The 19,986-nt window shown below is 62.1% G+C and carries 22 protein-coding genes; 10 read left to right on the top strand and 12 right to left on the bottom strand.

From position 1 onward, the window contains the following. Positions 1 to 4: 4 nt before the first annotated feature. Positions 5 to 1,144 (bottom strand): FecR domain-containing protein, encoded by a 1,140-nt coding sequence (locus tag DFR48_RS17745; protein WP_114364542.1) that lies wholly within the window; start codon positions 1,142 to 1,144, stop codon positions 5 to 7. 213 nt (positions 1,145 to 1,357) lie between these two features. On the opposite strand from DFR48_RS17745, the gene DFR48_RS17740 reads away from it, so the two are divergent. Continuing rightward, positions 1,358 to 2,182 (top strand): aldo/keto reductase, encoded by an 825-nt coding sequence (locus DFR48_RS17740; RefSeq protein ID WP_114364541.1) that lies wholly within the window; start codon positions 1,358 to 1,360, stop codon positions 2,180 to 2,182. Positions 2,183 to 2,213: 31 nt separating this feature from the next. Then, positions 2,214 to 2,459: a BrnA antitoxin family protein gene (locus DFR48_RS17735; protein ID WP_114364540.1), complete on the top strand. Its 246-nt coding sequence runs from the start codon at positions 2,214 to 2,216 to the stop codon at positions 2,457 to 2,459. Between the two features lie 31 nt (positions 2,460 to 2,490). Here the strand turns inward: DFR48_RS17735 and DFR48_RS17730 are convergent, their stop codons facing one another. The 4 genes from DFR48_RS17730 to DFR48_RS22020 all read right to left on the bottom strand — a co-directional run bounded on the left by DFR48_RS17730 (position 2,491) and on the right by DFR48_RS22020 (position 5,557). Continuing rightward, entirely contained in the window at positions 2,491 to 3,666 is a 1,176-nt protein-coding gene (locus DFR48_RS17730) for a hypothetical protein (protein WP_114364539.1), read from the bottom strand. Next, the gene (locus tag DFR48_RS17725) at positions 3,647 to 4,666 is read right to left on the bottom strand and encodes a nucleoid-associated protein (protein WP_114364538.1); all 1,020 of its coding nucleotides are present in this window, start codon (positions 4,664 to 4,666) and stop codon (positions 3,647 to 3,649) included. The genes DFR48_RS17730 and DFR48_RS17725 overlap by 20 nt, the downstream gene beginning before the upstream one ends. 332 nt (positions 4,667 to 4,998) lie before the next feature. Then, complete coding sequence (locus DFR48_RS17720) at positions 4,999 to 5,388, bottom strand: hypothetical protein (RefSeq protein WP_114364537.1); 390 nt, start codon at positions 5,386 to 5,388, stop codon at positions 4,999 to 5,001. After that, entirely contained in the window at positions 5,381 to 5,557 is a 177-nt protein-coding gene (locus DFR48_RS22020) for a hypothetical protein (protein ID WP_170141920.1), read from the bottom strand. Before DFR48_RS22020 ends, DFR48_RS17720 begins: the two co-directional genes overlap by 8 nt. 81 nt (positions 5,558 to 5,638) lie before the next feature. Between DFR48_RS22020 and DFR48_RS17715 the strand changes: the two genes are divergently transcribed. Beyond that, the gene (locus DFR48_RS17715; protein ID WP_114364536.1) at positions 5,639 to 7,195 is read left to right on the top strand and encodes a helicase HerA-like C-terminal domain-containing protein; all 1,557 of its coding nucleotides are present in this window, start codon (positions 5,639 to 5,641) and stop codon (positions 7,193 to 7,195) included. Between the two features lie 31 nt (positions 7,196 to 7,226). Here DFR48_RS17715 and DFR48_RS17710 read toward each other — a convergent pair whose 3' ends face one another. Continuing rightward, the gene (locus tag DFR48_RS17710; protein ID WP_114364535.1) at positions 7,227 to 8,294 is read right to left on the bottom strand and encodes an acyltransferase family protein; all 1,068 of its coding nucleotides are present in this window, start codon (positions 8,292 to 8,294) and stop codon (positions 7,227 to 7,229) included. A gap of 224 nt (positions 8,295 to 8,518) precedes the next feature. On the opposite strand from DFR48_RS17710, the gene DFR48_RS17705 reads away from it, so the two are divergent. From DFR48_RS17705 to DFR48_RS17680, 5 genes are all read left to right on the top strand, one after another. Beyond that, positions 8,519 to 9,058 (top strand): HXXEE domain-containing protein, encoded by a 540-nt coding sequence (locus DFR48_RS17705; protein ID WP_170141919.1) that lies wholly within the window; start codon positions 8,519 to 8,521, stop codon positions 9,056 to 9,058. A gap of 147 nt (positions 9,059 to 9,205) precedes the next feature. Beyond that, on the top strand, positions 9,206 to 10,825 hold the full coding sequence (gene groL, locus DFR48_RS17700; RefSeq protein ID WP_114364533.1) for a chaperonin GroEL: 1,620 nt from the start codon (positions 9,206 to 9,208) through the stop codon (positions 10,823 to 10,825). Positions 10,826 to 10,915: 90 nt separating this feature from the next. Continuing rightward, on the top strand, positions 10,916 to 11,596 hold the full coding sequence (locus DFR48_RS17695) for a phosphatase PAP2 family protein (RefSeq protein WP_114364532.1): 681 nt from the start codon (positions 10,916 to 10,918) through the stop codon (positions 11,594 to 11,596). Positions 11,597 to 12,491: 895 nt separating this feature from the next. Continuing rightward, positions 12,492 to 13,106, top strand: a complete 615-nt coding sequence (locus tag DFR48_RS17685; protein ID WP_114364530.1) for a 3'-5' exonuclease — start codon at positions 12,492 to 12,494, stop codon at positions 13,104 to 13,106. A gap of 149 nt (positions 13,107 to 13,255) precedes the next feature. Then, positions 13,256 to 14,044, top strand: coding sequence for a carbon-nitrogen hydrolase family protein (locus tag DFR48_RS17680; protein WP_114364529.1), 789 nt, complete (start codon positions 13,256 to 13,258; stop codon positions 14,042 to 14,044). A 65-nt stretch (positions 14,045 to 14,109) separates the two neighbouring features. On the opposite strand, the gene DFR48_RS17675 is transcribed toward DFR48_RS17680, so the two are convergent. Next, entirely contained in the window at positions 14,110 to 14,613 is a 504-nt protein-coding gene (locus DFR48_RS17675) for a GNAT family N-acetyltransferase (RefSeq protein WP_114364528.1), read from the bottom strand. A 610-nt stretch (positions 14,614 to 15,223) separates the two neighbouring features. On the opposite strand from DFR48_RS17675, the gene DFR48_RS17665 reads away from it, so the two are divergent. Further along, positions 15,224 to 15,781, top strand: a complete 558-nt coding sequence (locus tag DFR48_RS17665) for a dihydrofolate reductase family protein (RefSeq protein ID WP_114364526.1) — start codon at positions 15,224 to 15,226, stop codon at positions 15,779 to 15,781. 461 nt (positions 15,782 to 16,242) lie between these two features. On the opposite strand, the gene DFR48_RS17660 is transcribed toward DFR48_RS17665, so the two are convergent. Genes DFR48_RS17660 through DFR48_RS17650 form a run of 3 tightly spaced genes read right to left on the bottom strand, consistent with a single transcriptional unit; the run spans position 16,243 to position 18,320 of the window. Further along, positions 16,243 to 17,028 (bottom strand): VOC family protein, encoded by a 786-nt coding sequence (locus DFR48_RS17660; RefSeq protein ID WP_114364525.1) that lies wholly within the window; start codon positions 17,026 to 17,028, stop codon positions 16,243 to 16,245. Between the two features lie 23 nt (positions 17,029 to 17,051). Then, positions 17,052 to 17,540, bottom strand: coding sequence for a DUF1579 domain-containing protein (locus DFR48_RS17655; RefSeq protein ID WP_114364569.1), 489 nt, complete (start codon positions 17,538 to 17,540; stop codon positions 17,052 to 17,054). Positions 17,541 to 17,597: 57 nt separating this feature from the next. Further along, the gene (locus tag DFR48_RS17650; protein ID WP_114364524.1) at positions 17,598 to 18,320 is read right to left on the bottom strand and encodes a DUF899 domain-containing protein; all 723 of its coding nucleotides are present in this window, start codon (positions 18,318 to 18,320) and stop codon (positions 17,598 to 17,600) included. A gap of 68 nt (positions 18,321 to 18,388) precedes the next feature. Between DFR48_RS17650 and DFR48_RS17645 the strand changes: the two genes are divergently transcribed. Then, positions 18,389 to 18,835: a MarR family winged helix-turn-helix transcriptional regulator gene (locus DFR48_RS17645; protein WP_114364523.1), complete on the top strand. Its 447-nt coding sequence runs from the start codon at positions 18,389 to 18,391 to the stop codon at positions 18,833 to 18,835. Positions 18,836 to 18,878: 43 nt separating this feature from the next. Here DFR48_RS17645 and DFR48_RS17640 read toward each other — a convergent pair whose 3' ends face one another. Together DFR48_RS17640 and DFR48_RS17635 are read right to left on the bottom strand one after the other, a co-directional pair. Then, positions 18,879 to 19,640: an RES family NAD+ phosphorylase gene (locus DFR48_RS17640; RefSeq protein WP_114364522.1), complete on the bottom strand. Its 762-nt coding sequence runs from the start codon at positions 19,638 to 19,640 to the stop codon at positions 18,879 to 18,881. Beyond that, entirely contained in the window at positions 19,600 to 19,983 is a 384-nt protein-coding gene (locus DFR48_RS17635) for an MbcA/ParS/Xre antitoxin family protein (RefSeq protein ID WP_114364521.1), read from the bottom strand. Before DFR48_RS17635 ends, DFR48_RS17640 begins: the two co-directional genes overlap by 41 nt. Positions 19,984 to 19,986 lie beyond the last annotated feature (3 nt).

The following is a 19,986-nucleotide window of genomic DNA, read 5'->3' as shown; positions in this document are numbered from 1 at the left end:
ATCGTCAGTCGCGTTTCGGAGGCTTCTTGCCGCGGCCGCCATGGTCGTCGTCGCCGCCCTTGCCGCCGTGGTCGTCATCATGGCCACCGTGGCCGTGGTCGTCGTCACCACCCTTGCCGCCATGGTCGCTATCGTGGCCACTCTTGCCACCGTGGTCGTTATCGCCACGGCCGCCACCGTTGCCGCCACCACTACCGTTTCCGTTGCCGCCAGCGTTACCACCGCCGTTTCCGTTGCCACCGCCATTGCCGCCACCGTTGCCGCCGGCATTACCGCCATTGCCGCCCGCGTTGCCGCCAGCGTTGCCGCCGCCGTTTCCGTTGCCGCCACTATTGCCGTTGCCGTTTCCGCCGGCGTTGCCGGAATTGCCTCCGGCGTTACCCTTGCTCCCGCCGGCGTTGCCGTTGCCGGGATTGCCACTGCCGGAAGTCGTTGCGGCCTCATCACCGCCGATGTGTCCGGTGTTGCCGGTGTTTTCGGCCTTGTTCGTCTTCTCCGCCGCCGCGGCGATCGCATCCGGGGTTTTCGGCCCGAGGGCTGCGACCTTCGGCGCCGCCGGACGAACGGTGACGACCGGATTCTTCGGGCCAATGCCCTGCACGCGCATGCCCTTGCGGCTCTTCGGATCGACGGTGACCTTCTGGCCGGGGCTGACATGGGTCTGCTCGCCGCTCGCAAAGCCGGTGACCTCGACGAGGCCGCGCTCGACGCTGACCGACGCCGTCTTGCGGTCGACCTTGACCTCGAACCTCGTGCCCTTGACGACCGCCGCCAGGAAGGGCGTCTGTACCGAGGTGTGCGGCTTGCCGCGCGTCTCGATGTCGAAGAGCATCGCGCCGTATTGCTGGGCGACCTCGGTCTTGCGCGTGAAGAAGCCGGAGGTGGTGATCGAGGCGAGACTGTTCGGCTGGAAGGTGATGCTTTCCTTGTTGCGCGTGAGGACCAGACGGCCGCGCGCGCCCGTGACAACCAGCGCCTTGTTCGGGATCGCGGTGCCCACCGTGACGGCGGTCCAGCTCTTGTTGTCGAGCGTATACTGCACCGGCTGGCTCACCTTGGCGGCGACCCACTCGGCGGCGCTCACTGCACCCGCGGACACGAGAAAAAGAAACAAAACGGAAAACAATCTGGCCGAAAGAGACATGGCATCACTCCAATTTCGCAGGGCATTGGAGGAAAAGCCCCTTAATCTTCAGTGAAGAAAAGCGGCCGTTTCGAGAATTGCCTAAGGCCGGGTAAACGGAATTGCTCACATTTTCGCCCCGGTCGCCGCCCCGCGGGGCCGGCCTTGATCCCCCGCGCGAAAACCGCGAACATGGGTGACTCCACGCCGCCGCAGCAAGATGAGGGAGACCCCATGCAGATCGTTTCCGCCAACGGCGCATCCATTCCAGCTCTCGGCTTCGGCACCTTCCGGATGCCCGGCCCCGATGTGATCCGCATCCTGCCGCTCGCGCTCAAGACCGGCTTCCGCCATGTCGACACCGCGCAGATCTACGGCAACGAGGCGGAGGTGGGCGACGTGATCGCCACATCCGACATTCCCCGCGAGGAGATCTTCCTCACCACCAAGGTCTGGGTGGACAAGTTTGCCGCCAAGGACTTCCTCCCCTCCGTCGACCAGAGCCTGAAGAAGCTCAGGACCGACTATGTCGACCTCCTGCTTCTGCACTGGCCGAAGAGCCCGGTGCCGCTCGCCGAGCAGATCGGCTGCCTGAACGAGGTGGTGAAGGCCGGCAAGGTGCGCCATATCGGGGTCAGCAACTACAACTGCGCGCTGATGGGCGAGGCGGTGGCGCTCTCCGAGGCACCGATCGTCACCAACCAGGTCGAATACCACCCCTATCTCGACCAGACGGCGGTCATCGCCGCCGCCCGCTCCTACGGGATGGCGATCACCGCCTATTATGCGATGGCCGACGGGCGCGTAACGAAGGAGCCGCTCCTGCAGGATATCGGCGCCCGCCACGGCAAGACGGCAGCGCAGGTGGCGCTGCGCTGGCTCGTCCAGCAGCAGGGCGTGGTGGCGCTCACCAAGACGGCGACGGAAAACCGGATCGCCGAAAACTTCGCCGTCTTCGACTTCCACCTCGACGCGCAGGAGATGGACGCGATCTCCGCGCTTGCCCGCCCCGACGGAAGGATCGTCAATCCGGGGCATCTGGCACCCGAGTGGGATTGAGGGGGGGTGCTTGATCGAGCGGGAGAAGCCGATGGCGGAGAACAGCAAAACTCAACCGAGTCCCGGGCAGGGCCCGGACGACGCCCCTGACCTCAGCCAAGCGCTGTGGCGCGAGAAGCTGGACGCAGCACCGGTTCGCGTCGGACGGCCGAAAACGAAGGTGTCGACCACCATCCGGCTGGATCAGGACGTGCTGGAACGCTTCCGCAAGACCAGCCCCGGCTGGCAATCACGCATCAATGCGGCGCTCCGCGACTGGCTGGCGGAGAAGGGGTGAGAGGACGGCGCGGCGGAGGGCGCCGGTATGATTAAGAGCAAACTGGCGAAACGGGTATAAGATAAATATAGGCAACGCTTGCAGCGGCCGCTCCCGCACAACTAACGATCCCAATGACAAAGAGGACGATGCGGTGCCAGCATATCCGGGTCGCGAGCCCGTTGAACGTCGACGTCAAATCGCTGCCGAGGTCAGCATAATCAGTTTCGAGTTTGCGCTTTTGACGATTGATTTCGGCGGAGATTGCCGACAGTGTGAGCCATTGATTAATAAGCGCCAAGATCAAAAGCGCTACAAACGCCCAAGCACCAGCAATGATGGCAGTATTTGCCCACGACTGGAGACAGGATTGGGGTTCCTTCATCTGGGTCGCAACGATGATCGTTGCGGCTGGAATCCCGAGCAACTGACCTTGAATATCGACTATAGTTTTGTGAATCTTCCCCGTGAATTCAAGCTTTGCCGCAGCGAGCTCACTTCGCACCTTTGAATACGAGAAGCTGGATGCAAAGAGTCTATAGCCGTTTTGAATGTCATCGTTGATGATATCCAAATTCGTAAGAACATGGCGTAACCTGTCCTCCCTGGGGAGGGACTGCACCATTCGAACGATCGCAGCGTTGAGAATCCCTAATTTCTGGTCCCTGTGCGTCGGGCTATCGAACAAGGTAGAGAATTTGGCGCTTTGTCCAAGGTTTACAATGTCGAGCTCTGCTGTTCGAAACAATGCGGGAATAACCAGCCTACTGTCGCCGACAAACACTAGCTCTCTGCGGGTTCTGTCGGCAAATGTTGCCGCCTCGGCGATAATTGAAAGAACGGCTAGGACCTGACGGTAGATTGTTTGGAGGCGATGCGGCGGCGTTGTCTTACGTTCAATTTTGCCTTCAATAACAAAGTAATTCTGAGGTTCAGAAAAGCAGGCATCCGGCGAACGGAGGAGGTCGTCAAAACTATCGACAAGAATGCCAATCGCTGGACGCGGACTACCTACTTCGACATGTATTCTGTCCCCAACAACGCACGAGCGCGCGTCGTCGAGAAGAGCAAGTCCGGTCCGTTTCGCCTCCTCAGGGTCCGCATCGATCCGCTCTAGAACTGCCTTGACTTCTGCAGACGCGACGGTGAGCACGCCTTCGCGACTACCGGAGGTAAATTCGGTATTTCGATAAAGTTCGAGAAGATGCTCAAAGTCCAGCCGTTCCATCGTCGAGCTCGTCTTCCAAATCTCGGACCATCGCGTCTGGCAAGTTAGTGATCAGCAGAGAGTGAGCGTCCTTATCGTAGACGATCTGACCCGTTGCAATAGCATCCCGGTCAAAATCAAGTGTCCAGTTCTTCGTGGACGCTTTGATTCGAGTGAGGGCGCTGAGTGTTTGCGCGTGGGGAACGAAGTTGTCGTTCAATCCGAGGTCCGTGTCTGCCAACGCCTCTGCTAACGGACCTGGGTCGACAGGGTTCAACTCATTTGCGAGCGCTGCAAGTGACAGCTCCTCCCTCTTTCTCGAATAGCGCTGGCAGATATCTTTTGTGCGCTTGAGAAATTCATCTTTCTCCGTCGACGACATACCCTTCTCAGCCGCGAATTTCTTGAGGGCGGCAATTAGGCGCTTCGTATCCTCACGCTCTTGCACAAGCGCATCACAACCGAGAAAGTCGCGGAAATAGTCGGCGACATTACCCTTGCCCTTCAGAAAACTTATGTAACGTGCCTCGTCGGCGAGCCATGCCGATATTCCGATACGGCCAGCAAAGCGGAACCCTTCGATATCCAGATGCCGCACATCAGTCACGCCAAGGTCGTTCGTTAATGCCGCGCCCAACTTGTCTGTGATGATAGCCACAAGAAGATAATGTGCACTCGCTCGCGTGAAGTGAGCAAAGAAGACGTGCCCCCCCTGCGCCGCACCTCGAGTACCGGCCTCTTTCCGCAATGTCTCCATCATCGAGGCTGTGAGTACTGCAAAGTCGTTGTAGTCATCCTCAACGTAGCTGCGGAGATGCCTTGAAGTCGGAAAATTGTCTGTATTAGGTGAGAAGCGGCCGTGAGACTTTGATCCTCTACGCCCGTAGAGTTCATGAAGGGTATCAATTACTCGCTGCGCTGTGGTTCCAATTTCAAGGGGCTTTTCGGCTAGTTTGACGGAAAACCCCACGTCGTCACGAACCAAGTCATGAACAACCGCACGTACGATAACGTTCGACACGTCTACACTCCCCCATTTAGCGTCTCAGGAGTAAATCTGAATCGCACTCAACCAGCAAGCAGCACGGACACATATGAATTACTTTTCGTGCCCGAACGCTGTGCCCCGTTCACCTCGAATGCTGCTTTCTCGCGATCAATTGCACTGTCAATGATCCAAGATCGTCTGTCTCCGGGAGCAGCTAAGTCAAATTTCGACAGCCGACACGAAGGCGTAAAGCCGCCTTCGATCATCATCCAAAAGCCCCTCATGCATACCCCGCCCCACCCCCCAAAGACAAAAAAACCGCCGGATCGCTCCGGCGGCCTGTTCAAATCGATGTGCTGATCAGATCAGACGAACTGGCTCAAGCCCGGGACGGAGGCGACGACTTCGTCGACCACGTCGGCGCCGGCGTATTCGCGGGCGGCGGCGATGGTTTCACGCGAGAGCGAGGTAATCTCGCCCATGCCGAGGCCGAGTGCCATCAGCTGCTGGCCGAGCCCCATGATGCCGCCGCCGCCGATCGCGCTCAGCAGCCCGCCGAGCAGGCCCTTGCCTTCGCCTTCGCCGTTATACCTGGCGACGAGGTCGACGGCGCCGGGGATCGCCTCGATCATCTTTGCGACCGGGCCGTCGGCCGCCTCGCGCTGGAGGAAGCCCAGCATCATGCCGACCGCCTTTTCGGCGACATCCGCGTCGATGCCGACATTGGTGGCGATGCGGTTTACGAGTTCATTCATGGTCTGCCTCCGTTTGAAATTCTGACGTGAACGTCAACGTAATTAATTCCGCCTGCGAACTCAAGCGCCGGGGCCACTCCCCACAGGCTTTTTCGCCGCGCCGCGCCGCCGCGCCGGGGAAGCGCCAGATGAGCACCGGGGGAAGCACCGGGCTGTTGTCATGTTCCATACTATCCTTATAGTTACAACCTGTTGTTTGGATGAATGCGGGAATGCCGGGCGCCGCCCTCCCCGCGAAAGACGAGGCCCCATGCTTGTTGACGGAAAGCTTTTCATCGGCACCAGCCGCAACCCCGACGACAGCCTCAACAAGCCGGAATATCTGGAGCTGAAGTTCGGCAATCGCCACGGACTGGTGACCGGGGCGACCGGCACCGGCAAGACGGTGACGCTGCAGATCCTCGCGGAGAGCTTCTCCGAGGCCGGCGTGCCGGTCTTCTGCGCCGACATCAAGGGCGACCTCTCCGGCATCGCGATGAAGGGCGAGGCGAAGGACTTCCTCCTGAAACGCGCCGAGACAATCGGGCTCTCGCCCTATGAATTCCGTGCCTCGCCGGTGATTTTCTGGGATCTCTACGGCGAGCAGGGCCACCGGGTGCGCACCACCATCGCCGAGATGGGGCCACTCTTGCTCTCGCGGCTGATGGATGCCTCGGAGGCGCAGGAGGGCGTCTTGAACATCGCCTTCAAGATCGCCGACCAGGGCGGGCTGCCGCTCCTCGACCTGAAAGACCTGCAGGCGCTCTTGAACTACATGGGCGAGCACGCGAGCGAGCTTTCGAGCCAGTTCGGCCTTGTCTCCAAGGCCTCCGTCGGCTCGCTGCAGCGCGGACTGCTGATCCTCGAGCAACAGGGGGCGGAGAATTTCTTCGGCGAGCCGGCACTTGCGATCTCCGACATCATGCGCACGACCACCGACGGCCGCGGCATGATCTCGGTGCTCGCCGCCGACAAGCTGATGATGAACCCGAGGCTCTACGCCACCTTCCTGCTCTGGCTCCTCTCCGAACTCTTCGAGGAACTGCCGGAAGTCGGCGATCCGGAAAAGCCGCGGCTCGTCTTCTTCTTCGACGAGGCGCACCTGCTCTTCGACGACGCGCCGAAGGTGCTGGTCGACCGCATCGAGCAGGTGGTTCGCCTCATCCGCTCGAAGGGTGTCGGCGTCTACTTCGTCACCCAGAACCCGCTCGACGTGCCGGAAACCGTGCTCGCCCAGCTCGGCAACCGCGTGCAGCATGCGCTCCGCGCCTATACGCCGCGCGAGCAGAAGGCGGTGAAGACGGCGGCCGAGACCTTCCGCCCCAACCCGGCCTTCGACTGCGAAACCGCGATCACCACGCTCGGCACCGGCGAGGCGCTGGTCTCGACGCTGGAGGGCAAGGGCATTCCCTCGATGGTCGAGCGCACACTCGTCCGCCCGCCGGCCTCGCGGCTCGGACCGATTACCCCGGCGGAGCGCCAGCAGCTCATCGCCGTCAGCCCCGTTTCCGGCGTCTATGACAAGGATGCCGACCGGGAATCGGCCTACGAGATCCTGACCGAACGGGCGCGCAAGGCCGCCGAGGCGGAGGCCGCCCGCCGGGCCGAGGAGGAGAAGCAGGAGAGAGCCGGCGGCCGCTGGACACTGCCGGGCTTCGGCGACGAGAGCGAAGAGGGCACCAAGACGGCGAAGAACGGCACCCGCCGCAGCTCCGGCTACAAGCGGGAATCGGTGCTGGAAGCGGCGATGAAGAGCGCGGCGCGCTCGGTCGCGACCTCGGTCGGCCGGGCGCTGGTGCGCGGCATCCTCGGCAGCCTCAAGCGGTAGAGAGCACCGGGCCTTCGGGTTCGACCTCCCCTCACGACGGGCGGCGGTCGAGCGCCGGGGCGAGCGGCTGCAGAAGACGATAGAGCCGCGCCCTCAGCGCCGGCAGCGCCGAGCGCTCCACCAGCGTATGGAAGGCGAGCGAGAAGGCGAGAAGGCCGAAGACCGCGACGAGGATCGCCAGTCGGGGATCGAGGACGGCGGCAAGGCCCGGGATTGTGACATAGCCGACGTGCTGGTGGACGAGATAGAGCGGATAGGTGACGCCGCCGACGAGCTTCAATGGTCCCCAGAACCGGCGCGGCAGGTTCGCCCGCGCGATCAGCACGAAGAGGGCGGCGCCGCCGAGGACGGCGACCGCAATCACCGGTCGCGACAGCGCGCTTCCATATTCCGCCTCGAACCAGGAAGCGCCGCGAAGCGAGGTGAAGACGCCGTATGAGAGCGACAGGCCAAGCAGCGCGAGCCGCGTGGGCGTAACGCCCTTGCCGAGACGCTGGAGCGCGATGCCGGCGACGAAGAAGCCGCTATATTCGGTGATCAGCGCATCCTGCAGCAGGCGGACCTGGAAGAAGGCCTCGTTGGCGAGGGAGAGCGCCAGCCAGCCGAAGGCGATCGCCTCGATGTCGTCCAGCCGCTTGATGACGAGAAGCAGGAAGACCCAGCCGTAGAAGACGAGTTCGAGCACGATCGACCAGTAGGCGCCGTCGACGAAGGGTTCTCCGAGCAGCAGCGAGAAGACCATGAGGTTGGCGCCGTACTGCCCGAGGCTCACCTCGAAGCGCGGATTGGCGGCAACGAGCACGACGAGTGCTGTGACCGTCATCATGACGATGAAGGTCGGGTAGATGCGCACGAAGCGCGAGACGAAGAATTCGAGCGGCGTGCGGCCTTCCGCCGAATAGAGGATCACGAAGCCGCTGATGATGAAGAAGATGCTGACGCCGAGATAGCCGTAGGCCGCGGTACTCCTGAGCATATCCGGCAGCGGCATCTGCGGCAGGTCGCCGGCGGCCTCGCCGCGAAAGAGGAAATGGAAGCCGACCACGGCCATCGCGGCGAGAAACCGCAGCCCGTCGAGCCCGAAGAGGTGCTTTTCCATGATCCTGAAGCCCCCGGTCGCAATCCGCGCCGCGCACAGGCGCCTTCCCCCGCCCCTTCTTAGCGGGGAAATGTTAACAATCTACCTTTGGTGGAAAACGTCAAACGCGGACACGCAACCACAAGCTTCGCGACATATGCGGCAGGCTTCCAGAGGCGGGCGTGCCGGGCCGATGCGCTTGCGCTATGATCGCGACCAAGGATGGAGCCGGGAGAGTCGGGGCGATGACGATCGACATGCTGATGGGGTTGCTGCCCGTCGTTTTCATGCTGCACGAGTTCGAGGAGATCATCATGCTGAAGCCGTGGCTGGCGAAGAACGGCCCGGAACTGGAGCGCCGCTTTCCGGCCGTCGCGGCGCGGGTGCTGCCGCTCTACGGCAGCCTCTCGACCTCGGCCTTCACCTTCGCCGTGCTGGAGGAGTTCCTCATCCTGACCGCGCTCACCTATGCGGCGATCGCCTTCGGTCTCCACGATCTCTGGGCGGGGCTGCTCGTCGCCTTCCTTTTCCATCTTCTCGTCCATGTCGGCCAGACGATTCTCTGGCGCGGCTATTGCCCCTTCATCGTCACCAGCCTGCTTGCGCTCCCCTATTGTCTCTACGCGCTCTCCGCCCTCGCCCGGTCGGGCGTGATCTCGCCGGGTACGACGGCGATCTGGTCGGTCGCGGCGACGGTCCTCGTCTATCTCAATCTCTGGCTCGCGCTCCGTCTCGCCCGCCGCTTCGAGGCGTGGATCGGCAGCACTTTCGCCACCCTACGCTGACGCAAGCCGCTCCCCTGCCCCGAACTGATCCGGACCAATGTTGTGGGCAGGCGCCGCGCCTAATGTTATAAAATGCTGATGTAGAAGGCTTTCCCGCAGCGGCCGGCATCCGGACCTTGTCCGGCCGGCACATGAAGGACGTCCGGCATGGCGCATAAACAGGTTCTCTTTCGTGACGAGGCCCGCGCGAAAATCCTGCGCGGGGCAAGCCTTCTCGCCGATGCGGTGCGCATCACGCTCGGCCCGCGTTCGAAATCGGTGCTGATCGAGAAGAAGTGGGGCGTGCCGGTCGTCTGCAACGACGGCGTGACGATCGCCAAGGAATTCGACCTCAAGGACCCCGAGGAAAACCTCGGCGCCCGCATGCTGCGCGAGGCGGCGGAAAAGACCGGCGCCATGGTCGGCGACGGCACCAGCACCGCGACGATCCTCGCGCATGCGATCTTTTCCGAGGGCCTGCGCAACGTGGTTGCGGGCGCGAGCGCCGTCGACATCAAGCGCGGCCTCGACCGGGCGACGAAATGCACGGTGGAGGCGCTGAAGACGCTGTCGCGGCCGGTCGCCACGACACTCGAAAAGCAGCAGGTGGCGGCGATCTCCGCCCATAACGACGAGGCGATCGGGGCGCTGATCGCCGAGGCGATCGAGAAGGTCGGCGACGACGGCGTCATCACCGTCGAGGAGGCGAAGACGACGGAAACCCACCTCAACGTCGTCGAGGGCATGCAGTTCGACCGCGGCTACATCTCGCCCTATTTCATCACCAGCGCGGAGGACATGGAGGCGGTGCTCGAAGACGCCCGCATCCTCCTCTTCGACCGCAAGATCTCGGCGCTGATGGACCTCGTGCCGCTCCTCGAACAGATCGCCAAGTCGGGCCGGCCGCTGCTGGTGATCGCCGAGGACATCGAGGGCGAGGCGCTCGCCACCCTCATCGTCAACCAGATCCGCGGCACCTTCCACAACTGCGCCGTCAAGGCGCCGGGCTTCGGCGACCGGCGAAAGGCGATGCTGGAGGATATCGCGGTGCTGACCGGCGCCCAGGTCATCTCGGAAGAGACGGGCGCCAAGCTCGAAAACGTGACGCTCGCAGAGCTCGGCTCGGCCGCCCGCGTCGTCATCGACAAGGAAACCACGACCATCGTCGGCGGCGCCGGCGAACCGGCGCGGATCAAGGGCCGTATCGAGGAAATCCGCCGCCAGATCGACAAGACCACCAGCGACTACGACAAGGAGAAGCTGGAGGAGCGGCTCGCCAAGCTCTCCGGCGGCGTCGCCGTCATCCGCGTCGGGGCGCCGGCGGAGGCCGAGATGAAGGCGAAGAAGGACGCGATCGAGGACGCGATCAACGCCACCAAGGCGGCGGTCGCCGAGGGTATCGTGCCGGGCGGCGGGCTGGCGCTGCTGCGCTGCGTCGGTGCGGTCGCCGCGGAAGAACAGAAATGCGAGGGCGACGAGCGCACCGGCGTGCAGATCCTCAAGCGCGCGCTGGAGGCCCCGGCCCGGCAGATCGCACTCAACTCGGCGGTGGACGACGGCGTCGTCGTGGAGCGGATGCTGCAGGGCTCCGGCGCCTATGGCTTCGATGCCGGGCGGCGAGAATATGTCGACCTGATGGAAGCGGGCATCATCGACCCGACCAAGGTGGTGCGGATCGCGCTCGAAAACGCCGTCTCGGTCGCCGGCATCCTGCTGCTCACCGAGGCGACGATGACCGAGGTGCGCGAGCCGGCGAAGCCGCCGGAACCGGAGATGGGCGGTGTCTGAAATTCACCTCGGATCGCCGGGCCGGCCTTGACCGCCTCGCCGCCAGCCGCCATGTCCACCTCGACGCGGCAAGAGAAGACGAGAAGACGGATGGCCTTTCGCATCAACAACGGTTCGCTCTATCCTTATGCCGCCGGCGCGGTGGTCGCCGGCCTGCTTGCCGCCTTCGGCGTGATTGCCGACGAGGTGAGCGAGGGCGAGACGCTCGGCCTCGACGAGGGCGTGCTGATGGCGCTGCGCACGCCGGGCAATCCCGCCGACCCGATCGGCCCGGCCTGGCTCGAGGAGGCCGCCCGCGACGTGACCGCGCTCGGCAGTTTCTCGGTGCTGACCATTCTCGTGCTGGTCGTCGTCATCCACCTCTTCCTCATCGGACGACAGCGGACCGGCTGGTTCGTCGCCTTCTCGGTGATCGGCGGGACGATCATGAGCACGACGCTCAAATCCTTCTACGACCGCCCCCGCCCCGAACTCACCGGCGTGGCGCGCGTGTTCACAGCGAGCTTTCCGAGCGGACATGCGACCGTCTCGGCCGTCGTCTACCTGACGCTCGGGGCGCTGCTTGCGGAAATGGCGGAGCGGAGGAGCCAGAAGGTGCTCTATCTCGGCTCGGCGATCTTCCTGACCGTCATCATCGGCGCAAGCCGCGTCTATCTCGGCGTGCACTATCCGACGGACGTCATCGCCGGCTGGTCGATCGGTGCGGGCTGGGCGCTCGCCTGGACGCTCGCCGCCCATCTGGTGCGCAAGCGGATGAAGACGGAGGGGTGAGTGCGGGTGGCGGAGGGGATTGCCCTCCACGTTTCGAAATCAGGCAGCAAATGCCGGCAAACGATACCGGCGTGGGGTGGGCGGCGACGCGCCAATTGCGGTCACTCTATGGTAATCCCGCTCATTCAGAATAACTATTTTTGCAGGGAGCTTCGTCGTATGCAGCAGCCATTAGGTATCCTAGTTGCAGGAACCTCCCACGTTGGAAAGTCCACATTCGCCACGGCCGTCGCACGATCGCTCGGTAGAGAACTAATTTCCACCGATGACTTAGCTCGCCATCCAGGTAGACCTTGGCCAACGGTGAGGCCTCAGGTCGCCGAGTATTACTCCAAGCTTTCTGATGACACTATCCATTGGTTCTTGAAGGTTCACCATGAGAATCTCTGGCCTCAGATTGAGCAAATTATTGAAACGAGGCGGCAGCTCTCGAAACCCTTCATCTTAGAAGGCGCTGCTCTGCGGCCGGAATACATGGCAGGGATCGAACCCGGTCTTGTGCGTCCGGTGCTCCTATACAGCGACAACGAGTTCCTCCGGGTACGTTTGACCGAGGGATCACGGCTCCGAGATGCGGACCAGGCAAGCGCCGCCGTCATCAGGAAGTTTATCGAACGGTCACTTCGAGAAAATAGCGAACTGCTGGAGACAGCGCGAGAATCGGACATTCCGTGCGTGGACATTGCCGTTCCGGGGGCCTTGGATACATTGATGCATAAGTTCTCGGCAGCATCGGCTAGCACCACCTGATGACCGCTTCGGGCCGTGAGAGATCTACTGCTCAGCACGAGGAGCGGACATTGCGGCTGCTGCGAAACGCCCTATTCTACGATGCAGCAATAGTCAGAAGCGCAAGTTTGGCAACAATCGGGATTTTCGCGAAAGGAAGAGACCGTTGAAGATTGCGATCATATTCGACTGCGAATTTCTCTGCCTTGAAGGTTCGCAGCGTAGATTTTGGTGCGCGGCACATGATCCAGATCCGGTTATCGCGCAGATTGGCGCGGTCAAGTTGGGGCTCGACGGCGATTTTCCGCTTATCGACACGTTCAAGGCCTACGTCCACCCAATCGACCGATTTGGCAGCAGATATGCCCTCGATCCCTTTTTCACGAAGCTGACCGGCATCACGGACGAGAAGATCGATGCCGACGGCATGTCCTTGCGGGACGCCCTTTCGAGCTTCGACGCTTTTTCCGAAGGTTCCCGGTGCTGGTCATGGGGAAAAGACGAACTGAACATGATCGCGATCAGTTGCTATATTGCGGGCATCGAGCCTTCAATTCCAGCTCATCGTTTTGATAATTCCGTAAAGCTTCTGCTTGCCGCCGGAATGCCGATTGAGGATTTGGCGAGAACCCCAAGCAACAAACTCGCGGACTATTACGGCGTGACGCATCCTCCTTTGCGAGGTCACGATGCGTTGGACGACGCGCTATCGATCGCTTACACGCTTCAATATCTTATGCAGACGGGGAAGCTTCAGCGGGAGGTATTTGGCCGCTCTTAGAGCCGACTGTCGTCTTGGCAGGATCGCGCCAGTTGCGGGCGTTGAAGCCACAGGCGCGTCTGCTCGCATACGTTCCAGACCAGATGCCTGCCCGTGGCGTAGGCCGCTGAGCAATAAATGAAGTTACGCTAGTTGAGGAGTGGGTGCATTTGTCGACCAAGTCTTTTCGGGTGGCGCTCGCCCAGGTTCTATCGGATGCAGACATTGATGCCGTCATCGACAGCGCGTCCGACGCAGCGGCAGATGTTATCGTGTTTCCTGAGATGTTTTCGAACGGATACAGCAAATTCAATCCTCAAGACGCCACCGCGCGTGCTGCGTGGCTCGATGGCGCTGTAGATTTGCAGGGAGCGTTTATTGAAAAATTCCGTGCCGCCGCGCGCAGAACAGAGATTGCGATTGTTGCAACCTTCCTAGAGAAGGCGGAGCCCAAGCCTTTCAATTCCGCCGTTCTGATTGATCGTAACGGTGACATCGTACTTCATCAAAGAAAGCGGCATATCTGCTTTTTCGATGTGCCCGAAGAGGCCTGCGCGCCTGGGGATAGTTCTTCAGTTTTTCGTCTTGACATCCGCCGTGGGCAGGTTGCTGTCGGGATCATGGTGTGCATGGATCGCGAGTTTCCGGATGTTGCATCCGATCTGGTTCGTTCTGGGGTAGAAGTCATCCTCGTGCCGAACAGCAGCCCTCTTGTCGATGATGTCGAGGTCGGCGACATTCGCGTTGCCGGGGTCCGTGCAACAGCTTTTCAATCAGTGATCGGAATCGCGGTCGCAAATTACCCCGAACCTAAAGATGACGGACATTCCTTTGCTGTGGGTGCGTCGGGGCAGATGCTCGCAATGGGAGGCAAGCAACAGGGCATCATCTACACGGACTTCGATCTCGACCAGCTAAGGGCCGCTCAGGAAAAGGAATGGTTTCGTCGCATCCGGTGACCGCGTCGGGCCGACTGCCGTCATGGCAGGATCGCGCCAATAGGAGACATTGCGGCTTGGTCGGCCTAGAATGACAACGCCATGGCAACTCGCCGAGAAGGGTCGAGACCCTTCTCGATTTCAGCCTCAAGAATTCTGCGAAGGCGCGGAGAGCAGGCTTCCTTTTCGAGGAGCCTGAAGCCAAAAGTTGCGTAAAAGGGCGCGTTAAAGGGTGCAAGACGGTCTGTTGTCAGCGTTGCTCCTTCCAGCTTTCTTGCACGGCCTTCATCAAGCAATGTCGTCAGCAGCTTCCTGCCCAGACCCTTTCGCTGGCAAGCAGGATGAACGTCCATCTCCCCAATGTGCAGGAGCTTCTCGACGAGATAACCGCCGCAGTACCCCACTGCAACGCCGTTTTGATCGCAGGCCACATAGAGCAAGTCATGTTCGAGATATTCGTTCAATTCCTCATCGCTGCTCGCCGCTGGAGCACCGCTTACAGCACCTGCATCTCTCAGGGTTTCGAACGATGCGAGTTCTACATTTCGGAGCGCATCGAAGTCTCCGGATGTCGCAGGCCTGATGAGCATTCCTTATCACCTCACAATTTTTGGCTTGGCCATACTATGCGAAACATGATGGTTTTATGACCGGTTTGGGGCCGAGAGCCACCGCCGGACTTGTGCCAGTAGCGGCCATGCAGGATAATGTGCGGGTTATTGTGGGAGTAGCGGCTGCATGGGATGGGAACAGACGCCTGCGGTTCAAACGATAATCCTGCTGCTCATGGCCATTTTTGCGCTAGGCGTAGCGGGTGTGATTGCAACAAACCTGCTCATACTCCAGCGAACCAAATACTTCTCAACGTTCTCTGAAGAAAAACGCTTGTCGTGGGGAGAACGGAAGGGGCGGCAGTTCTCTCGCCTAACACCCTTCTTCGTCGACAGTCGGTTTAAGCGGCTGCGAATGGCTATGTTTTGCAGCATCGGCCTATCGATGTCCTCCTTTGCATCGTTAGTCCTGATCGACGCACTTTGGCGATGATGCACAGCGTGATCCTTCAACCCGGTCAGTTTTGCGCCAGGAGCGGACATCTTTGATCGCATATCTGAGGGTCCGTTCCCGACTCGTTGCAAAGTTCAGCATCAATATTTGGCGATGGCTCTAGCTGTTCTACATTATCTGGCTTAGACTAGATGAATGGGAGATTTGACCTTCACTATCAACGTCACCCTCGATGGCTGCATCGATCACCGGGAGGGTATAGCGGACGACGAGACCCACGCCTTCTTCACCCGTCTTATGGATGAGAGCGGGGCGATGCTGTGGGGTCGCGTCACCTACGAGTTGATGGAAAGCCACTGGCCCGCAGTGGCGCGGGGAGACGTAGAAGCGCCGCCGGCGATCCACGAATGGGCGGTCAAGCTGGATGCCAAGCCCAAGTACGTAGTGTCCTCGAAGCGAACGGCCTTCCCATGGACCAACAGCCACCACATCGCCGGGGACCTGCACACGGAGGTTCAAAGGCTAAAGGACGCAACCCCGACCGGAGTTCTACTCGGTAGTGGCAAGCTGGCGACCGAGTTGGACCGGCTGGACCTAATCGACGAGTACAAGTTCCTCGTCCACCCGAGGATTGCCGGCCACGGTCCGACGCTCTACGAGAGCGGGCTGCACAGCACGCGACGCCTCGAACTGATCTCGGCCAAGCCGCTCCGCAGCGGCGCGGTTGCCATGCATTATCGGCGGGCACGCTAACATATTATGGCCTGTCGCTCGTCTCTCGGAACTGGGCGTCTTAGGACGCCCATTTTCTTACGAAGGCGAATCCCAAGCCTTTGTCATGAGAGCAACATTGTCGTGGCCGATGATGTTACAAGCAACGGCAGGTTCCCGTTCGATCTCGCATGCGCAGATCATGTCTCTAATGACCGCTTTGGGCCGACGGCGGACGTCACTGGCATTTGTTCCATGATTCCGCATGTTTTCCGCCCCTCACCCTGACCTGCCGGGGCAGAGCCGGATGCTGATCTCCCCCCTTTAGGGGGTCGAGGAGCGGCCGGCGAAGCCGGGCAATCGATCCGGTGAATCGATTGCAGCGACGAACGCCGGCAGGGCAGAGGGGGGTATCCCCCGACAAAACGCCTGACGATCCCCCCCTCTGTCGGCTGCGCCGACATCTCCCCCTCAAGGGGGGAGATCGGGCGGATGCGGTGCCGTCAGCGTTTGCCCGCGACGAGCGCGAAGAAGGCGCCCTGCGGATCGAGGCACTGGGTCACCCAGGCGCCGCCGGGAACTTCCATCGGCCCGGAACAGATCGTTCCGCCGCCGCCGGTCACCCGGTTCATCGCGGCGTCGAGTTCCGGGACGACGAAGTAGTAGCCCCAGAAGGCGCCCGGCATGTCCGGCGTTTTCGTCATGATGCCGCCGATATCCCTGCCGTCATGGGCGAAGAGCTGGTAGATGCCCATCGCACCCATGTCGTAGCCCTCACCCTTGGTCCAGCCGAACATGCGGGCGTAGAAGTCGAAGGCCTGCTTGCCGTCGCCGGCCATGAGCTCGTGCCAGCCGACGGTTCCGGGCGCCATCGGCGGCGGTTCCTCCGGCATCGGTCCTTCCGGCATGTTCGGCTTGAAGACGTTGAGGAAAGCGCCATGCGGATCGGCGACGACCGCAAAACGGCCGATGCCGGGTATGTCGGTCCCCGGCAGGAGGATCTTGCCACCGTTTTCGGCAAATTCCTTCGCCTTGGCGTCGACATCGTCGACGGCGACATAGCCGCACCACGCCGGCCTCACGCCATCCTTCGCCATGTCCGGCGTGATCGCCATGAGCCCGGCCGAACCCATTTCACGGCCCGGTATGTTGAAGACGGTGTAGGGGTTTCCCTGCGGCGTCGCGCTCTCGAAGTCCTTCGCTTCCCAGCCCACCACATTCTTGTAGAACGCGGCGGCGGCCGGAACGTCATTGGTCATCAGCTCGTACCAGACGAATTTGCCTTGCATTGTCTCTTCCTTCTTCGGGTTGCTCAGGACTGTCTCTGCATTTCGCTCGTCATGAAGGTATGGAAACTGCCATCGGGCTGGCGGACGCTGCCCGCGAAGCGGCGATGATTGTCGTCGAGGAAGGTGATGGCGTCGTGGTAGATCGCGGTCTTCGACGGATCCGCGAAATCCGGCCCTTCCGCCTCGAGCGTCAGCGTCTTGCCATCGGGTTCGATCCAGCCCTTGTAGACCCAGAGCTTGGTCATCATCGAGCCGACCCAGCTGCCGACATAGTGGCCGGCCTGAGGATCGTAGCCGAGCGTCATCAGGACCGAGCCCGGACGACCGCCCGGCATCTTGCCGCGGCCCTCGGCGACATACCAGAGGCCGTCGAGCGAGCGGACCGTCTCGGTCCAGCGGTCGTCGGGGCTGTCGGGCCCGCAATCCTCGTTGCCGGTGGCCGAAGTGACGACCCAGTCGCCGAGGAGCCTTTGAAGAAAGTGGTGTTCCTGCTGCGGTACGGCGAATTCCATCATGACCTCATCCTCCTCGATGGGGTTTCAGAAAAGATGCCTGCAGATGTGGACGGCTCAGGACGCGGCGGCGCGCGGCTTGCCGTCGTATTCGTCGTGGCGACGGACGAAATCCATCGTCGTCCTCTCGTTGCGCCCCTTCGGCGCCCGGTCGAGGATCATCAGCGTACCGATCAGTTCTTCCGGTCCCCGCGCATAGCTCGAATAGGTATGGAAGACGCTGCCGCCGGCATCGCGGTAGAAGGCGCTGAGGCCCGGAAGCTCGGTGCCGGCATTCTCCGCCGGCATTGCGGTGAAATTATAGAAGACCTTGCCGGAGGCGAGTTCCTCCGGATCGAAGGACACGTGATAGTCGCGGTTGAAATCGGTGCCGAAGGACGAAACCCAGGGGAAATGCCAGCCCATGCGGCGCTTGTAGGCCTCGATCTTTTCGAGCGGCGCACGGGAGACGGCGACCAGCGTCACGTCGTGATGATTGAGATGCGGCAGCGTGCCATCCAGGTGATCGCAGAGGAAGGAGCAGCCGGGGCAGCCGGCCTGCCAGTCCGGGCCGAGCATGAAGTGGTAGATCATCAGTTGGCTGCGTCCGTCGAAGAGCGCGGCGAGCGTCCTCGGTCCCGACGGCGTGTCGAAGACGTAATCCTTGTCGACCTTCACCCAGGGCAGCGCCATGCGCTCGGCGTTCAGCCGGTCACGCAGATGCGTCGCCTCCTTCTCCTTCAGGAGCAGGGCGCGGCGGGCCTCCAGCCATTCTTCGCGGGATACGACAGGATGGTCCATGATCTTCTCCTCCTCCGGACAGGCGCGGTTTTGCTTGACATTTACGTTGATATCAACATATTTATCGCATGTCAAATCAGCCGACGATTCCTTTTTCGACCACTCTCCATGTCCGCGACACATGCCTCTGCCTCCACGCCCAGCGCGCCGCGCGTGCGCTTGCGCGCCGCTTCGATGCCGCCTTCAAGCCGCTCGGGCTCACCAATGGCCAGTTCTCGCTGATGATGGCGCTCAACCGCCCGGATCCGCCGCCGATGGGGCCGGTCGCCGCGCTGCTTGCCATGGACCGCACGACGCTGACGGCGGCGCTGAAGCCGCTCACCCAGCGCGGCTGGGTCGCGGTCGTGGCCGACGAGAAGGATCGTCGTGGCAAGCGGCTGAAACTGACGGAGGCGGGCATGGCCGTGCTCGCCGAGGCGGTGCCGATCTGGCGGCACGAGCATGAGGAACTGGAGGCAGGCCTCAGCACCGATCCGCAGATCCTGCGCCAGGGGCTGATCGAGGTGGCGCGGTGACGTGTCCCCTCTCCCCGCTTGCGGAGAGAAGGACGCAAGACCTTCACCCGAAGCTTTCCTTCAGCCGGGGATCGGCTGCGAAATCGGCGACGGAGAAGCCGAGCCGCCGCGGCGGAAACGCGCAGAGCGCCTGCACGCCCGCCCGTCCGAGACGGATGTGCCATGTCTGGCGCTCGACGGGTTCGCGGGCGGCGAAGGCGAGCGCGCTCAAAAGCGCGATGTTCATGCCGCCCTTCGGATCGCGCACCGAACGGTAGAGGATCGCCTGCCCGTCCGCCGCGCGCGCGGCATCGGCCAGCGCCTGGCAGGCCTCGTAGGAGACCGGATCGCTCCAGGCAGCAGCGTCGCGCGAGAGCGGCGGCGCGGTGAGGTCGAGCGCGCGCGTGGTCGCGACGGGCGCGGAAAAGGCGGTGTATTCCGCGGCGTTGGCGGGCAGCGGCGTGTCGGGCGATTCGGCGAAGAAGAGCAGCCGGTAGAAGGCCATTTCGGCAAGGGCCGTCGTGACGCTTTCGGCGGCGTAGAAGACGCCCGGCGTGCGGCCGGCCCTGCGAAAGCGCGAACCCTTCGGGTAGACCGCGCCATAGCGGAACGGTGTCGCGAGGAGATAGTCGAGGCCGGCGCATTCCGGCGGCAGCGCCGGCTTGGTTTCTTCGAGCAGGCTTTCGAGCAACGATTGCTCCTCGACCGTGTCGACGAGCTTCATCGTCGAGACCTGGTGCTGCGCCTCGACGAGCCGCCACCACGCGCCCGAGACGGTGCGGAACTCAGACGAGAGCGCGGCGGGCGTCCAGATAGGCAAGGACATCGACGAGCCCGGAAACGGTGAGGATCTTCTGCGCCGGTACACCGCCGAGCGCGGTATTCTCGTTGCGCAGCCAGTTGCGCGCCACGGCCTCGTCGCCGCCGGCGATCGCATCGAGCGAACGGAAGACGCGGATGAAGAGGAGCGCGAGTTCGAAGGGCTTGCTGCCGCGCTCCAGCCGAAAGTCGAGCCGCTTCATGCGCGAGACGCTCGCCTCGGAGAGGCCGAGCACGGCGGCGAGCGAGCGGGCGCTGAGGCCGAGGCGATCGGCAGCATTGACCACGGCCTTGGTGACGACCGTGGCCTCGGAGGCGGGTGCGGATGGCTTTTCCAGAGCTTCCAGCATGGC

The sequence above is a fragment of the Ciceribacter lividus genome, assembly GCF_003337715.1.
GTDB classification, from domain to species: Bacteria; Pseudomonadota; Alphaproteobacteria; order Rhizobiales; family Rhizobiaceae; genus Allorhizobium; species Allorhizobium lividum.
Note: the sequence above shows the minus strand (reverse complement) of the source record. Positions and strands in the feature narration are given on the sequence as shown.

Bases quoted from the DNA above. Each gene is read 5' to 3' on its own strand.
- DFR48_RS17730 (WP_114364539.1), bottom strand. From the start codon at position 3,666: ATGGAACGGCTGGACTTTGAGCATCTTCTCGAACTTTATCGAAATACC.
- DFR48_RS17710 (WP_114364535.1), bottom strand. From the start codon at position 8,294: ATGGAAAAGCACCTCTTCGGGCTCGACGGGCTGCGGTTTCTCGCCGCG.
- DFR48_RS17665 (WP_114364526.1), top strand. From the start codon at position 15,224: ATGGGAGATTTGACCTTCACTATCAACGTCACCCTCGATGGCTGCATC.
- DFR48_RS17645 (WP_114364523.1), top strand. From the start codon at position 18,389: ATGTCAAATCAGCCGACGATTCCTTTTTCGACCACTCTCCATGTCCGC.
- DFR48_RS22020 (WP_170141920.1), bottom strand. From the start codon at position 5,557: ATGGAACATGACAACAGCCCGGTGCTTCCCCCGGTGCTCATCTGGCGC.
- DFR48_RS17660 (WP_114364525.1), bottom strand. From the start codon at position 17,028: ATGCAAGGCAAATTCGTCTGGTACGAGCTGATGACCAATGACGTTCCG.
- DFR48_RS17655 (WP_114364569.1), bottom strand. From the start codon at position 17,540: ATGGAATTCGCCGTACCGCAGCAGGAACACCACTTTCTTCAAAGGCTC.
- DFR48_RS17635 (WP_114364521.1), bottom strand. From the start codon at position 19,983: ATGCTGGAAGCTCTGGAAAAGCCATCCGCACCCGCCTCCGAGGCCACG.
- DFR48_RS17715 (WP_114364536.1), top strand. From the start codon at position 5,639: ATGCTTGTTGACGGAAAGCTTTTCATCGGCACCAGCCGCAACCCCGAC.
- DFR48_RS17640 (WP_114364522.1), bottom strand. From the start codon at position 19,640: ATGTCCTTGCCTATCTGGACGCCCGCCGCGCTCTCGTCTGAGTTCCGC.
- DFR48_RS17705 (WP_170141919.1), top strand. From the start codon at position 8,519: ATGACGATCGACATGCTGATGGGGTTGCTGCCCGTCGTTTTCATGCTG.
- DFR48_RS17675 (WP_114364528.1), bottom strand. From the start codon at position 14,613: ATGCTCATCAGGCCTGCGACATCCGGAGACTTCGATGCGCTCCGAAAT.
- DFR48_RS17650 (WP_114364524.1), bottom strand. From the start codon at position 18,320: ATGGACCATCCTGTCGTATCCCGCGAAGAATGGCTGGAGGCCCGCCGC.
- DFR48_RS17720 (WP_114364537.1), bottom strand. From the start codon at position 5,388: ATGAATGAACTCGTAAACCGCATCGCCACCAATGTCGGCATCGACGCG.
- DFR48_RS17695 (WP_114364532.1), top strand. From the start codon at position 10,916: ATGGCCTTTCGCATCAACAACGGTTCGCTCTATCCTTATGCCGCCGGC.
- DFR48_RS17735 (WP_114364540.1), top strand. From the start codon at position 2,214: ATGGCGGAGAACAGCAAAACTCAACCGAGTCCCGGGCAGGGCCCGGAC.
- DFR48_RS17745 (WP_114364542.1), bottom strand. From the start codon at position 1,144: ATGTCTCTTTCGGCCAGATTGTTTTCCGTTTTGTTTCTTTTTCTCGTG.
- groL (WP_114364533.1), top strand. From the start codon at position 9,206: ATGGCGCATAAACAGGTTCTCTTTCGTGACGAGGCCCGCGCGAAAATC.
- DFR48_RS17740 (WP_114364541.1), top strand. From the start codon at position 1,358: ATGCAGATCGTTTCCGCCAACGGCGCATCCATTCCAGCTCTCGGCTTC.